This is a genomic window from Mycobacteroides chelonae CCUG 47445 (assembly GCF_001632805.1).
GTDB lineage: Bacteria > Actinomycetota > Actinomycetes > Mycobacteriales > Mycobacteriaceae > Mycobacterium > Mycobacterium chelonae.
The window spans coordinates 2,889,390-2,902,681 of sequence record NZ_CP007220.1; the positions used below are offsets into that span (position 1 = coordinate 2,889,390).

Annotated in this window: 13 protein-coding genes and 1 pseudogene; 3 read left to right on the plus strand and 11 right to left on the minus strand. The window is 64.2% G+C overall.

Going from position 1 to position 13,292, the window contains the following annotated elements; translation table 11 throughout:
- Positions 1 to 7: 7 nt before the first annotated feature.
- From BB28_RS14225 to BB28_RS14235, 3 genes and pseudogenes are all read right to left on the minus strand, one after another.
- Positions 8 to 904 (minus strand): annotated as a pseudogene (locus BB28_RS14225) (nitrilase-related carbon-nitrogen hydrolase); the annotation flags it as partial.
- Entirely contained in the window at positions 901 to 2,223 is a 1,323-nt protein-coding gene (locus BB28_RS14230) for a M20 family metallopeptidase (RefSeq protein ID WP_046253965.1), read from the minus strand. The gene BB28_RS14230 and the pseudogene BB28_RS14225, both read right to left, overlap by 4 nt.
- The gene (locus BB28_RS14235; RefSeq protein ID WP_046253966.1) at positions 2,220 to 3,965 is read right to left on the minus strand and encodes an amidohydrolase; all 1,746 of its coding nucleotides are present in this window, start codon (positions 3,963 to 3,965) and stop codon (positions 2,220 to 2,222) included. Before BB28_RS14235 ends, BB28_RS14230 begins: the two co-directional genes overlap by 4 nt.
- A gap of 96 nt (positions 3,966 to 4,061) precedes the next feature.
- Here BB28_RS14235 and BB28_RS14240 point away from each other — a divergent pair, with 96 nt between their 5' ends.
- Positions 4,062 to 4,655, plus strand: coding sequence for a TetR/AcrR family transcriptional regulator (locus BB28_RS14240; protein ID WP_064393512.1), 594 nt, complete (start codon positions 4,062 to 4,064; stop codon positions 4,653 to 4,655).
- A 45-nt stretch (positions 4,656 to 4,700) separates the two neighbouring features.
- Entirely contained in the window at positions 4,701 to 5,132 is a 432-nt protein-coding gene (locus tag BB28_RS14245) for a PPOX class F420-dependent oxidoreductase (protein WP_046253967.1), read from the plus strand.
- Positions 5,133 to 5,134: 2 nt separating this feature from the next.
- On the opposite strand, the gene BB28_RS14250 is transcribed toward BB28_RS14245, so the two are convergent.
- The 8 genes from BB28_RS14250 to BB28_RS14285 form a co-directional block, all read right to left on the minus strand.
- Entirely contained in the window at positions 5,135 to 6,499 is a 1,365-nt protein-coding gene (locus BB28_RS14250) for an aldehyde dehydrogenase family protein (RefSeq protein WP_046253968.1), read from the minus strand.
- A 2-nt stretch (positions 6,500 to 6,501) separates the two neighbouring features.
- Positions 6,502 to 7,593: a phenazine antibiotic biosynthesis protein gene (locus BB28_RS14255; RefSeq protein WP_046255839.1), complete on the minus strand. Its 1,092-nt coding sequence runs from the start codon at positions 7,591 to 7,593 to the stop codon at positions 6,502 to 6,504.
- Positions 7,594 to 7,744: 151 nt separating this feature from the next.
- Complete coding sequence (locus BB28_RS14260) at positions 7,745 to 8,035, minus strand: DUF4333 domain-containing protein (protein ID WP_046253969.1); 291 nt, start codon at positions 8,033 to 8,035, stop codon at positions 7,745 to 7,747.
- 157 nt (positions 8,036 to 8,192) lie between these two features.
- Positions 8,193 to 9,221: a 2-dehydropantoate 2-reductase gene (locus tag BB28_RS14265; RefSeq protein WP_046253970.1), complete on the minus strand. Its 1,029-nt coding sequence runs from the start codon at positions 9,219 to 9,221 to the stop codon at positions 8,193 to 8,195.
- Positions 9,218 to 10,087, minus strand: a complete 870-nt coding sequence (locus BB28_RS14270) for an MBL fold metallo-hydrolase (RefSeq protein ID WP_046253971.1) — start codon at positions 10,085 to 10,087, stop codon at positions 9,218 to 9,220. The genes BB28_RS14265 and BB28_RS14270 overlap by 4 nt, the downstream gene beginning before the upstream one ends.
- 2 nt (positions 10,088 to 10,089) lie before the next feature.
- Positions 10,090 to 10,482, minus strand: a complete 393-nt coding sequence (locus BB28_RS14275) for a RidA family protein (RefSeq protein ID WP_046253972.1) — start codon at positions 10,480 to 10,482, stop codon at positions 10,090 to 10,092.
- A 33-nt stretch (positions 10,483 to 10,515) separates the two neighbouring features.
- Positions 10,516 to 11,559 carry a dipeptidase gene (locus BB28_RS14280; RefSeq protein ID WP_046253973.1) on the minus strand — a complete coding sequence of 348 codons (1,044 nt, stop codon included), beginning with the start codon at positions 11,557 to 11,559 and terminating at the stop codon, positions 10,516 to 10,518.
- A gap of 25 nt (positions 11,560 to 11,584) precedes the next feature.
- Complete coding sequence (locus tag BB28_RS14285; protein ID WP_052740239.1) at positions 11,585 to 12,400, minus strand: class II aldolase/adducin family protein; 816 nt, start codon at positions 12,398 to 12,400, stop codon at positions 11,585 to 11,587.
- A 254-nt stretch (positions 12,401 to 12,654) separates the two neighbouring features.
- Here BB28_RS14285 and BB28_RS14290 point away from each other — a divergent pair, with 254 nt between their 5' ends.
- A complete protein-coding gene (locus BB28_RS14290) occupies positions 12,655 to 13,284 on the plus strand; it encodes a TetR/AcrR family transcriptional regulator (RefSeq protein ID WP_046253974.1) in 630 nt (209 codons plus the stop codon).
- Positions 13,285 to 13,292: the final 8 nt, after the last annotated feature.

Below are 13,292 nucleotides of genomic sequence, written 5' to 3' on the forward strand. Positions count from 1 at the left end.
ACTGGCGCAGAGCCTCGACATCCACCGGCGCCGCGATAATCGCATTCGCCCCCGAAGACGCCTGCCCGATCACCTGCCCGTAGTAGTCGACAATGTGACCGTTGCCGCCCGCGATGTCGACCGGATGCTCGGTGGCCGGTGTGGAGTAGACGGGTCCGGAGTTGGGACACACCATGTACAGACCGTTGAAGTGCGCGTGTGCCCTGTTCTGCAGTAGCCAGGTACCGCCGGCGTCCGAACCGGCCGCTGTCATCGGCACCGCCTCGCTGGGCCGATACACCACCTCGGCGCCATTGAATGCCAAAGCCCGCACTGCCTCCGGATACTCACCGTCGCTGCAACACAGCGTGCCGATAGCGCCGATGTCCGGGGTACGCAGCACCGGATAAAAGGCATCGATCCCATCGCCGAACAGCTGTACCCATCGGTCGTACACGTCATGCGGGGTACACGAGTGCTCACGGCACCAGACGTGATTCTTGGCCGCTCGATGCACGATCTCACCGTCGGGCGCGATCACCACCATGACGTTGAAGAATCGGTCTGCGATGATCTCGGGCCAGCGGGCCTTGCACTGCACGATGATGTACGTCTCATACATCCGGGCCAGCGCGGCCAGGCGATCTGTCTCCGGCCCCGGAATGTCAATGAAAAGCTCACGAGCACTGCGGATATGCGGAAGGTTGAAGACCTCGTCGGTAAAGCCGGTCAGCGCGCCCTCGGCGAGGGCGACCAGCTTCACCGGCAGGTTGATGCCCACAATCGAGACCGCGGCATGGATGGCCTCCTCGATGTTGTCCAGGTTGCGCGCGATGTCGTCTCGTCTACCGATGCCGTGGACAATGGTCGACAACCCGACCGCCATGTACGGGGCGACCGGCGTATTTTGGGCCGTCTCGGTCATTGCACACCGCACCAACGCATCGCGGCCAGTGCGTAGGCCTTGGTGGCACAGACTATTTCGTCGATCGCACAGCGCTCGTCCACCGCGTGTGCCATGGCCAACGCACCCGGGCCCATGCCGACAGCGGGAATCCCCGCAGCGGTGAACCAGGTGAGATCGGTTGCCGTGGGGAATGGTCGGACCTCCGGGGGCCCACTGAATGTGGACCCGGCGGCAGCCTCTTCGCGTGCGGCGATCACGGTTTGGCAGAACGGGTCGCACTTGTCCGTTCGCCCGCCCGGATAGTGCATCGGCCATTCGACGCGCGGAGGCTCACGCCGCAGCCAGGGATCTGCCGTGACAACGGCGGCCACCGTCTCGAGGATCTCGGCCTGGATGTCGGCCAGGTCGGCCGCGGGCGGGTAGAAGACCGCGTAGTCCAGCACGGTTTCGTCAGGGATGAAGGCGACATTGCGGCCACTGCGGGCACCCCCGTCGATCACGTCCAGACCGATGGTGAACTGCCCGCGCTCAAAGAGTGGGTCGGTACGTGTCTGCTCCCACTGGACTTCCAGCCCGCACAGCGCCGCGTGAATCGACAGCGCGGCATCAATAGCGCTGACCGCAACGGGTTCGGCATCTGGAGCGTTGGTCGCTTGGAGGCGCATCAGGGAACGAGCCGACGCGTGACCGGAGCGGCCGCTGACGGTGATGCGCATGACGAGCACGCCGGGGGTAGCCGGCATGACGGTCAGAGGACGTCGCGCCCCGGTGGGCTCGGCGATGATCGCACCGTCGGCGCTGTAGCCGCGGGCAAGCACGGCCGAGGTACCCAGGTGATGTTCGAAGTTCTCTTCGCCGACCACGCCCTGCAGGATCAGATCGCCCCGCAGCTGCACACCTGATTCTCGTAATGCCCTGGCAGCGAAAGCCTGTGCCACCAATCCGCTCTTCATGTCCACCGAGCCACGTCCCCACACGTGGGTCTCATCAATAAATCCCGAGAACGGATCATGAGTCCATTCGTCGGAGTCGTTGGCGGGCACGACATCGAGGTGGCCGTTGAAGATCAGCGATCGCCCTCCCCCGCTACCCCGAAGCACACCGACCACATTGTCTCGTCCGGTCACCTCGCCGAAAAGCTCCGTTTCGGCTCCGCCCTGCCGGTAGACGCCGGCCAGCAGGCGCGCCACATCGGATTCGCCGCCCACCAGGTCGTCATAGTCCTGGTCGGGGTAGGTCGGATTCACGCTGCGCAGCGCGATGGCGTGGGTAAGTGTGTCGAGCAGCTCATCGCGAAGACTGTCGACACGGTCGAGCACTTTGTCTGCCGAGCTCACGAGTGCACCGCCTGCGATTGTGCGGCCGGCGAAGTCAACTCGCCACTGTCGTATACCGTCTCGCCGCCGAGGTAGGTCCGCAGCACCCGCGTGCCGCGTAGCTCGTCGAGCGGACAGGTCAGCGGATCTCGGTCGGCGATGATCACGTCCGCATAGTTGCCCGCTGTCAGTGAGCCGATTTCGGGCCAGCCCAGCACCGCGGCTGCACCCGTCGTCCACATCTTCAGTGCCTCGAGCCTCGAGATCTTCTGGTCGGGCCCGTCGTTGCGATGGTCGCTGCCTGCGAAACGGTGCGTCTGGGCCAGCTCGATCTGCTCCCACGGATTCTTCGGACCCCAGTCCGAGCCGCCGGCCAGATCAAGCCCGGTGTCGATCAACCGCTGCAGCGGCTCCAGGTCTTGCCACACGTGCCGACCGATGCGATCGCCATACATGGCGCCCTTTCCCCACGCGAAGCCCGCACTGGTGGTCACCTGAAATCCCAGATCCGCGTATCGCTGAGCCTGCTTGGGTGTGATGGTCATGGCGTGCTGCAGAATCCAGTGCTGGTCACGGAAATCGTGTTCGCGCACAACACGTTCGGCGATGTCGAGGAAATCGTCGTGCTCTCGGAACGCACCCAGGCACAGATTCGCACGGATCCCCTCGGTGGCACAGAACCGCACAAATGCTTCCTCCTTGTCCAGCGACAGGAAGCGCTTGCCCCTCGTGGGGCGCCCAAAGGGGTCGGCGCACGGTTCGTAGGTCGCGAAGTATCCAGAGAAGCATGGGCCGCCCGGACTCATCGTGAGCCCGTTGAGGCGCAGCATGTCGTCCTCCAGATCGACTGCCTGGCTGGCGAGTTCGCGCAGTCTGGCGCTGAACTCGTGCTGCGGCAGCGGATCAAACGGATAGAAGATGACGGACTCGACATCCAGAGTCGCCAGCACCCGCATGCTCAGCGCGTTGGTCGCGCGTAAATGCCGGTACAGCGCCACGTGTTCGGGTTCCATGGCGTGCCCCTCGTACACGCTGGTAATTCCTTGCGCGGTATAGCGACTCATTTCCGCGAGGGTTCCGGAGACGGCGTTCTCCAGGCTCGGGCGCGGCAGCTTGGTCAGGATCTGTCCCCAAAAGGGGTCGTAGGTGTAGTAGTTGGTGACGGGTCCGCGCAGGATCCCGGTCAGATCACCGGCCTCGTTCTTCTCGATCTCGACGTCACATACCCGGTCCGGGATGAGTGCGCTCAGGCCCACGGTGCGCAGGCCAGCACTGTTGAAGGCCACCACATTCGGCATGCGCGGCGCCCAGGCCTGAATCAGCACCGGATGCGCGTCGGTGGCGGTGTCCAGGATCCATCGATCGGGCAGATGCCGCTCGGCCAGGTCGCGCTCCGAACGGCGAATGAAGTAGTGCGGCTCGCCCACCGGGGTACACATGATCCATTCACCCGGCTCGGTTTCCGCGGCCTTCGCGCGGATTCTGGCTACGATGTCCGCGTGATCGACAGCATCGGTCAGATCTACCAGTCCACCGGAGAGCATCCCGAAATGCATGACATGCGGGTGGGTGTCGATCAGACCGGGCAGTACTACGGCGCCTTCGGCATCGACGCGGTGCGCACCGGTTCCGGCCGCATCGTCCATCTCCCGCCGATCTCCCACGGCGACAACGCGCCCGTCCGAAAGCACCAGCGCGTCAGCCTCGGGGATGGCCGGGTCGAAGGTGCGCACCAGTGCGCCGGTAATGAGTGTGTTGGTCATTGAGGCCTCCCGCCGTTCGTCGATAGGCGCCACCGTATCCCTTATTTTCTCCAAATGGAGAAGTTTAAGGAAATGTGCGCCAGTACGATGACGCCCATGACGTCTCCGGTGCGCGAGCCACGCATGGCCCGGGGCGCTGCCCGCCGAGAGTCGCTTTTGGATGCCGCGATCCGTCTACTGGCACGTGAGGGTGCGCGCGCGGTGACGCACCGGGCGGTCGCCGCCGAGGCGGGGACAACTCATGGAATCGCCCGCTACTACTTCGGCACCCTCGATCAGCTCCTGGAGGAAGCGCTGCGGCGCTTGGCCACCCGGCAGATCGAAGAAGTGCGGGCGCTGTTCACCGAGCTGCCCGACGCGAAGATCTCCGAACGCATCGACCGGCTGGCCCGCTATGTCACCGAGACCCTGTCCGATGACCGCGACGCGGCAATCGCCCGCTACGAATTCTTCCTCGAGGTCGCTCGCCGCCCCAGCCTGCGGGCCACCCTTGACGAATGGGGCACCACCCAGCGCGCCGCCTTCGCCCAGGAGCTGCGCGGAGCCGGCGTGAGCAGTCCGGAGGCAGCTGCCGCCGACCTGCTCACCGCCGTCAACGGGCTGGTTCTTGAGCAGCTCGCGCTGCCCATCGACGACTTCGAGGTCTCGCGCCTGCGCCCCGCCATCGCGCGGTTTTTTCCTGCACATTGACACCGTGCGGGAATGAAATCATCGGCACAGAGGTAGCTACCACACATGGAACTCCATGACGCCGCGCGCGCACTCATCGGGGCGGGTGCTGATGCCACACTCGTCACCATCAATGCCGACGGCACCCCACAGGTGTCCGTGGTGTGGGTTGCCTTGCAATCCACACCCGAGGGCGACGAGCTGGTGGCCGCTCATCTGTCCGGCAACTACAAGAAGCTGCGCAACATCCGGCGCGATCCCCACGTTGCCGTGACCATCCTGGCGCCCAGCCAGCCCGGACAGCAGCGCGAGTACCTGTCCGTGACCGGTTCCGCTCGGGTCGTAGAAGGCGGCGCACCCGAGCTGCTCAGCCAGCTGGCCATCGCCCTGCTGGGCTCCGACGAGCACTTCCCGCCGCCCGGCTCTCCCGAGGGGTATCTCACCCGCATCCGCGTCGAGTCGGTTGGCGGCCACGGCCCCTGGGCACCTCAACCCTGACATCAGTCGCGGATGATGCCCTTGGTGCGCATCAAGAAGTCCGCGAGAAATCCGTCGTGTGGGACGTCCAGCGCCGCGTACGACGTGAGATGCCTGCCGCTGTACACGTTGGCCACCGTCGGCTCGTTGAGCAGATCATCGATCAGCTGCTCGTCCTTGGTAATCGCGTTGATCACCAAGGAATGCCGCAGCGGGGCAAGGCCGTCGGCGCGTGTCCACGGTGAGACCCACACGCATGGGAACGCCAGCTCCGTGTTGAGTGGGCTGATGTCGGGTCGTGCCAGCAGGTGTACTGCCGGTCGCAGTACCGCTGAGCCGTCGCCGAGGTCTGCGACCACCTGCTCGGCGCCCAGCAGCGCTGTGGTGCCCTGAGATACGGTCGCCAGGTGCTCGGCATAGCGCCTGGCCGCCGCAACAGGCTGAGCCGGTAGCGCGGCGCGTTCATCGGTGATCGGAAGCGCCGGGATCGTCGTCAGCCTGGCGGCGATCGCTTCCGCCAGCGGTCGCGGATCGCCCTCGTAGAGAACGGCGGTGGCGTTGGTGCAGGCCATCCCACCCTGCCCGCTGATCGACTCGACGATGACGTCAAGGTAGTCGCGCCAGTCCTGTTCGGCGGTGATCAGGATCTTGGTGCGGCCCGGCCCGTTCGTCAGCACTGTCGGGTCGTCGGCATAGCCGTCTACGACGTCTTGTCCGCCGTAGACGACGGCGAGGTCGGCGGCGGCGATGATCTCAGCCGCGCCTACATGGTCGGTGGGTAGATAGAGGGCATCTTCGGGCCGAAATCCGGCCTGGCGTAAGGCATTGATAAGCCGGTGTCCGGTGAAAGGTTCACGCCGCGATGGACGAATGGCCACTCGATAACCCAGCGCCAGTGCCTGCGCCCACGTGCTGTGCACACCAGGGCTGTTTCCCGACGCGTGCACGGCGAGCACCTCACCGCGGCGCGCCCACACCGCGCTTCCTCGCCGGGTGCGCTCGTCGCGCCAGTCGATGGCCGCACCCATCGGGCGGGCAGGCACCACCGAATCAGCGGCGCCCCGTACCGCGTCTGCGACACCAAGCGCACTGGTCCGCGCAATCGCGATCGGTAGCCCCGACACCCGGCTGACCACCCCGACGTATTGCTCAAAGCCGAGGCCGCCGAGGTGCGCGTCAACGAAGATCGCGGCAGCGTCTGCCAGCGCGGCGTTACACCGATCACAGGGGAAGGACTTGACCTTGCGCTGCGCACGGATGCTGCGGCTCACATACAGCGGGGGCACAATGCTCAGCTCGGCGACCGGGGCTCCGGCCACATCGGTGATCACCTCACGGTTTCGGGTGCGGTACTCGCCACCGGGGCCAAGGGCGTCAAGTGCAATCACGATCAGTAAACGCCCTCGATCACCGGCTCGCCCTCAAAGCTGGCGACCGGGACCACCTCACTGACGGAATCACCAATCTGATTGCCCGGGCCCTTCATTCGGATCGCGGTGTCGCGTTCGAGGTTGTGGGGAATGAACATGCCCTTGCTAATGTGATTCATCACCACCTGGCCGCGCTCACCGTAGGGCACACACTCCCCCGTGTCGGGATCAATCACCCAGAACACGACGTAGGGTGACCGCGGATCGAAAACAAAAGTGTCCCCGTCAACGCGAGTCCTCGCCTGGGACAAGATCATTGTGCTGCCGAACGCCATCGCGATCTCGGCCGTCGGGAAGATCTCACGGAGCAGATCGAGAGTGTCCAGGTCTACGTGGGCGCCGCTGATCAGTATGTAGCGGATCTTCTGGTTGACCAGGTCCACCGTGGCGTCGTCGCGGGCGATGGCGCCCAGCAGCGGCGGGCTGGTGTGCAGATTCGCCACGTTCTGGGTCTGCAGCACGAACCGCGCCTGCTCCAGAACGTGCTCAACATAACCAGACACTTCGGCCGTGGCGTTGCGTGCGGCGAGTTTCTTGACCCACCGTGGATCGAGATCCACCGGATAGAACACCGAACCCAGCCGCTCGCTGACCGCACGCGAGAAATGACCGACCCCGTGCGGGCCACTGGGCATGAGGAACAACAGACCCTGTCCTGCCACGAAGCCGCCGGCGGTGAAGTCCTCGACCTGCCATTGCGTGACCTGCTCAACCCAATCGGGTAGTTGCGCCGTGCGTTTGGGTGCGCCGGTGGTGCCACCGGATTCGAAGATCTTGGGCACCGGCACCGGGGTTCCATAGCCGCGCGGGATGAGGTCTTCGACGGGTGCAACGCGCAGTTCGTTGACCAGGTTCGGAAACAGCCGAAGGTCCTCGAAAACCTTCACGTCGGTCAACGGGTCGAAGTTCAGAGTCTGCGCGGTGCGCAGCCAGAACGCCGACCCGGTGTCCTCGCCGAAATGCCAGGCGATCGCGGCACGCAGGTAGGCCTCGGGATCTGTGATGGGCCCGGTTCGTGGAACGTCCAACAGCGAGAGGTCGATCTCAGCCATGCGGCCATCCTGGCGCAGGAAACGCGATCGCGAAAGCAGATCCATGCTGCTTACGGAGCGTTAACCTGCTAGACGGTAAACCGATTGCCGCCGTTACGTTTAGCCGGGTACGCGACAATCGGATCCGACAGGGCCCAAGGCCATGTGTCGGTCACCCGCGCTTGGAGTCGATCGCGAACTCAACGTTCTCGCCATCGACCTTGGTGACACGCATATGTGCCGTGTAAGGCCCTTCGGGGCCGGTGAATCGGCAATCGAACTCGACGCCAACCTTGGCTTTCATTCCCGACGGGCACGTCACATCTGTCGGCGTGAATCCCGTCTTGCCGGAAACCATGTCGGTCACAGACTTGGCCGCTCCGTCGGGCTTGATTGTTGCCTGGCATCCGGACGTGCCTGCCGCTAAGAAGACTGCCGCAACCACAACAACGCTGGTTCGCATAACCTCACCTGACCTTTCGACGCCGAATCGCCGCGATCGCGACTACTTACGCTATAGACGACAGGTTGGAAGTCGATTGGAAACCAAGTCGATCGGCCCAAACCCCCTGACAGCGCCTATGCGGTCTCGATGTTTCGCGCCGTGGTCACATCGCGGTCTATTTCCCCCGGATGGTCGTCACATGCGCCGCTGTCCGATCGTCGATTTCGCGGCGCAGTTCTGGCCCCGACCACTTCTCACCGGATGCGGTTGCCTGGTGGATCAGGTTGACGAGCGCGGCGTTGACCGGCGCACTGACGCCGAGCTTCTTGGCAAGCTCGACCACTTCCCCGTTGATGTAGTCGATTTCGGTCGGCCTGCCACGGGTGAGGTCGTCCAGCATGGACGAGCGCGCCTGAGGGTCAATCTCGACCATCTGCCGGGCCACCCGGGCGAACACGACGTCCGGCATCCGCAGCACCCAGGGCATGAACGCGAGCGGCGCCGCAAGAGGACTGACCACTGCCTGGTTACCGCGGCGCAGCAGCCCCAGTGCCTCGCGTTGCGCGGCGGCCAGCACCAGACGGTAGTCTCGCTGTCCCAGTTCGGCTTTCAGCGGCAAGCCCGAGAGTGCGTTGACCGCATTGTTGAGGTTGACCACGAGCTTTCCCCACTGCACCGCCGACATGTCCTCACGCACGGCGGTAGGCAATCCGCTCTCGGTCAGTGCCTGTGCCAGGGACTCCGCACCCGTAGAGATCGACAACTTTCCCTGTGTGCCCTGATGAAAGTGCGTCGGCCCGACCTGCGCGACGTTGAAGCCGACCATTCCGGTGATCACGCGGTGCTGCGTGACGTATCGCGATATCTCGGTGGGGTTGCGTATCCCGTTCTGCAGACTGACCACCACAGCTCCGGGGCGCAGCCTGTCGGCCAGCGACGCCGCCATCTCCGCGGTCGCGGCCGATTTCACTGTCACCAGCACCACATCGGCGGCGCGCACCGCATCGATGTCTTCGGAGAACACGCATTTGTCTCCGGGAATCGACGCCGACCAACCCAGATAGTCCGAAAGAGCGAGACCACGCTCGGTGATCGACTCGCCTAGGGCGGCGCGGCCGATGTACACCAAGTCATGCCCGGCGGCCTGCAGCCTGCCGCCCACATAACAGCCGATGCTTCCGGCTCCCGCGACAGCGATTCTCATTGGGCTCCAACCTCAACGCTCTGCGCGGTCGCGCGGGCACGGTCCCAATAGTACGGATTGTGCGAGTTGATGACCTCCACATCGTCGCGCGTGGCCAGCTCACGTAGCTGTTGCGCGTTGTACAGGCGCGAGGTGGCATCGGCCTGCACCAGGCTCTGAAACACCTTGAACACCAATGGGCATCGCGGATCTGTGAGCATTTCATCGGGGTGCATGAAGGCATCACCCGCGTGCACGAGCCACCGCGGGCGCCCGATGCCACCGGTGTCGATCACCACGCCGACATGACCGCGGCTATGCCCCGGAAGCGGAATGATCGCGATCTCCTCCGGCAGACCGTGGAGTTGCCGCACGGCGCGGAAGCTGAACCACTGATCGCCACCGATCGAATACTCGGACCAGCGGTCTCCCTCTCTACGTCCCATGAGTTCGGGCTGCCCGCTGTAGCGCACCTTGTCGTGAAGTGTCAGCTGCGCGCGTATGGATTCTGCTTCGATCGCGTGCACATGCAAACGCGCATTGGGAAAGTCGTCGACTCCGCCGACGTGATCGTGGTCGTGATGGGTGAGCACGATGTCGGTGACATCGGCAGGGTCATAACCGAGTGCCTGCACCTGGCGCACCGCTGCCTCCGATTCGGCGAACCGAGGGTTGAGCAGAAGCTTGAGGGGACGGCCGATCCTGGCCACCGGATCGGCGATATCGCGCAGGCCGAATCCGGTGTCGACAAGCAGCAGCCGCGTTCCGGTGTCGACGAGCAGACAATGGCAAATCAGCCGGCCGCGCTGCCAGGGTGCTCCCGCGCCTTCCATGAGCCGTTTCCCGACGGGCGCCATCGTGCCACAGTTCAGGTGATGAATGCGCATGGTTAATCCTCTGTCCCGGAAAGCTTCGCGAGCGCATCTATCTCCACCAGCAGCCCGGGCGGGAGCCCACCGAAAAGGGTTGTCCGCGCCGGGTAGGGCTTGCTGATGGTGTCCTCGAACGCCTTGTTCAGCTCGGCGAATCCTTCTGGGGTGTGAAGGAATACCCGCAGCATCAGCACGTCATCGAAATCGGCTCCAGCCGCAGTCAAGATCGCCTCGATGTTGCGCAATGTCTGGACGGTCTGCGCGTAGACGGTCTCTCCGGCCAGGGATCGGGTCTGAGCATTGATCCCCACTTGCCCGGACACCTGCAGAGTGTCACCAATGCGTACGGCTTGCGAGTAGGCGCCGACGGGATCGGGTGCCGCGCCGGTTTCAATCTGAGCCTTGGCCATCCGAACTCCTTTACCAACCAATGAATAAGACGGTTATGAGGTAGGTCCGCTCCCGGACGGACCGGGAAGGGTTTCTTTCAGAACGCGCAGGGCGTTACCGCCGAGAACCCCGGCTGCCCCGGACGCATCGAAGCCGGTCCGCAATAGTGCGTCGATAAGCGACGGAAATCCAGTGGGCCCGTCGAACCCCGGGACATACCGGGGTATGCCGTTCATATCCGTGCCAATGCAGAGGTGCTCGGGACCGACCAGCTCTGCCAGGTGCGAGGCGTGCCGGGCGAACTCATCCAGGTCGCGCATGCCGACGCCACGAAACCCCATCGGCCACAATCCGATGAGGCCGCCGGTGGCGGATATCGCACGCGCCTCCTCGTCGCTGATGTAGCGCGGAAATTCATGGACCGCCAATGCCCCGGTGTGCGAACTGACCACCGGGGCGGAAGTCTGATCACAGACGGCCAAGGTGGTCGCCGCATCGGCATGCGCAAGATCTATCAGCATGCCCAGCCGGTTGGCTTCTGCCACAACCTCTTTACCGAGGGCGGTCAGGCCCGAGGAGTATCGTCCGGCCCGCACTGCCCGGCTGCCCCTGCTCCCGGTCACCGACGTACCGATCGTTCCGAGGGCGTTGTCCGCGTAGTGCACCAGACCCAACACGCGCACTCCCATGCGGTGAAGCTCGATCAACCGATCCGGTTGTGCTCCCACGACATCGGCGCCTTCGACACCGAGCATGACTGTGGCGGTGTCTCCTGCTTCGATCTGCTCTACGGTCTCCACCACCGCGATACCCGCCGCGGAGGCCTCGGCCCGGGCCAGCTCCAGCTGAGCCTTCACGCCATTCCATGGTGAGCGCAGTCGCCATGCGGTACCCAGCAATGCGTCCCCGACCGCGGTGACGATAGCGAGGTTCACCTTGCCCTTCGGCAGCTGCGACAACGGTTCGGACTGCATGTCTATCGTCTTGGCGCCCAACGTGCGCAGCCATCTCGGCACAATGCTCAGACCGTGGGTGTGCATGTCGATGGTCAGCGCGGTGTCGTTGAGCTTTCTGGCTTCCTCGACCGTGGTACTCATATGCAGCTGCCCTCGATTCCGGGCCTCATCGGAGGGCCTCGGGGGCCGTCCTGATCACGTCGTCCCAGAGCGGCTGGAACTGGAACCATCCGGCGACCGGGGTGCCGATCTGGTTGTAGACCGAGACGGCGGTGTCATGGTCGATCGATCGAGGTTCACCGGCGGCCATGGCGAGCAGCTGCGCCTGGCAGGAGCGTTCCATCGTGATGAACCACCAGGCGGCCTCCGCCACCGAGTGGCCCACGGTAAGCAGCCCGTGATTCTGCAAGATCACCGCCTTGGTGGACCCGAGCGCGGATCCGATCGCCCGGCCTTCCTCGAGGTCGCTGACCACACCGCGGTAGTCGGTGTACACCGCGTGGTCTTCGTAGAAGGCGCATGCATCCTGCGTGATGGGCAATAGCGGCTGCCCCAGCGATGAGAACGCCTTGCCATGTATCGAGTGCGCGTGCGCCGCAGCGATCACATCGGGCCTGGCCTTGTGCACCTCGGAGTGAATGCAGAACGCCGCCCTGTTCACCGGCCGGCTGCCGGTGATCACGTTGCCGTCGTGATCGACCTGGATCAGATCGGACACCGTGATGTGCCGGAAGTTCATACCGAAGGGATTCACCCAAAACGTGTCGGGGAACTCCGGGTCGCGGACGGTGATATGCCCCGCCACCCCTTCGGAGAAGCCGAACGCCCCGAAGATCCGGAAGGCGGCCGCCAACTCGCGCAGTCGACGATCACGCTCCTGCTCGACCGTCACCTCCGGTACCGGACTCGCCGGGACGGCATCGGCGGAACCGACCATGTACGCGGACAACCCTTCGTCCATCACAACATCTCCGGAGGTCATGTACTCACCTTTCAATACATATCTGTATCTGATGATCACAAGCTACCCCCGCCGCGGAAAACCCGTCAAGAGGAGCAGCGTCCGAAGAGTGTGAAGCCAATAGTGTTCTATTCCAGGTGAACCAGATGGCTGACGGTCCCGAATCGCCCTACAAGCATTTCATCGATTCACCAGCTATTTTGCGCGCTCTCACTGTAGGATACGTATCTGTATCTAAACTACGCCTCACGGCTCACACCACAGAAGGGGCGCCCATGCCGACCGGTTCGACGCGCCGACGCGAACAGACCCGCACCCGCCTGATGGAGGCAGCACTCGATGTGTTCGCCGACCGCGGATTCCACGGCGCAAGCATCGAAAACATCTGCGAAAAGGCAGGATTCACGCGAGGCGCGTTCTACTCGAACTTCACGGGCAAGGACGAACTCTTCTTCACCCTGTTCGATGCCAGCAGCGACCAACTGATCGCCGCGCTGCGGGCAGCGCTGGAAGAATGCCGCACGAGCCCCGACCCCATCAGCACCTTCATCTCCACCATCGACGACAAGGGCCCTGCGCAACGCCGCTGGTATCTCATCAGCATGGAGTTCACGCTGTACGCGATCCGTGAGCCGAGCGCCGCGGTGGTGCTGGCCGAGCACGACGCACGGCTGCGACGCGAGGCCGCCGGCATCATCAACGAACTGATGACGATCGCGAAGCGGGAACTGGTCATCGATGCCGAGCTCATCGCCCGGCTTGCCACTGCCCTGCGTGAAGGCGTGGCCGCACAGTTCTACGTCGAGCCTGAGCTGGCCGAGACACGCATGCTGGAACGCCTGGCCTTCCCCGCCATGCTGCGCGCGTTCTCTCAGCCCGCAGGGGCGACAGCCGGTGTCGGATAGCGGCGCAG

What these genes read in the sequence shown, in the direction of transcription:
- BB28_RS14235 (WP_046253966.1), bottom strand. Translation starts at nt 3,965, where the DNA reads ATGACCAACACACTCATTACCGGCGCACTGGTGCGCACCTTCGACCCG.
- BB28_RS14290 (WP_046253974.1), top strand. Translation starts at nt 12,655, where the DNA reads ATGCCGACCGGTTCGACGCGCCGACGCGAACAGACCCGCACCCGCCTG.
- BB28_RS14240 (WP_064393512.1), top strand. Translation starts at nt 4,062, where the DNA reads ATGACGTCTCCGGTGCGCGAGCCACGCATGGCCCGGGGCGCTGCCCGC.
- BB28_RS14265 (WP_046253970.1), bottom strand. Translation starts at nt 9,221, where the DNA reads ATGAGAATCGCTGTCGCGGGAGCCGGAAGCATCGGCTGTTATGTGGGC.
- BB28_RS14245 (WP_046253967.1), top strand. Translation starts at nt 4,701, where the DNA reads ATGGAACTCCATGACGCCGCGCGCGCACTCATCGGGGCGGGTGCTGAT.
- BB28_RS14260 (WP_046253969.1), bottom strand. Translation starts at nt 8,035, where the DNA reads ATGCGAACCAGCGTTGTTGTGGTTGCGGCAGTCTTCTTAGCGGCAGGC.
- BB28_RS14275 (WP_046253972.1), bottom strand. Translation starts at nt 10,482, where the DNA reads ATGGCCAAGGCTCAGATTGAAACCGGCGCGGCACCCGATCCCGTCGGC.
- BB28_RS14270 (WP_046253971.1), bottom strand. Translation starts at nt 10,087, where the DNA reads ATGCGCATTCATCACCTGAACTGTGGCACGATGGCGCCCGTCGGGAAA.
- BB28_RS14285 (WP_052740239.1), bottom strand. Translation starts at nt 12,400, where the DNA reads ATGACCTCCGGAGATGTTGTGATGGACGAAGGGTTGTCCGCGTACATG.
- BB28_RS14255 (WP_046255839.1), bottom strand. Translation starts at nt 7,593, where the DNA reads ATGGCTGAGATCGACCTCTCGCTGTTGGACGTTCCACGAACCGGGCCC.
- BB28_RS14280 (WP_046253973.1), bottom strand. Translation starts at nt 11,559, where the DNA reads ATGAGTACCACGGTCGAGGAAGCCAGAAAGCTCAACGACACCGCGCTG.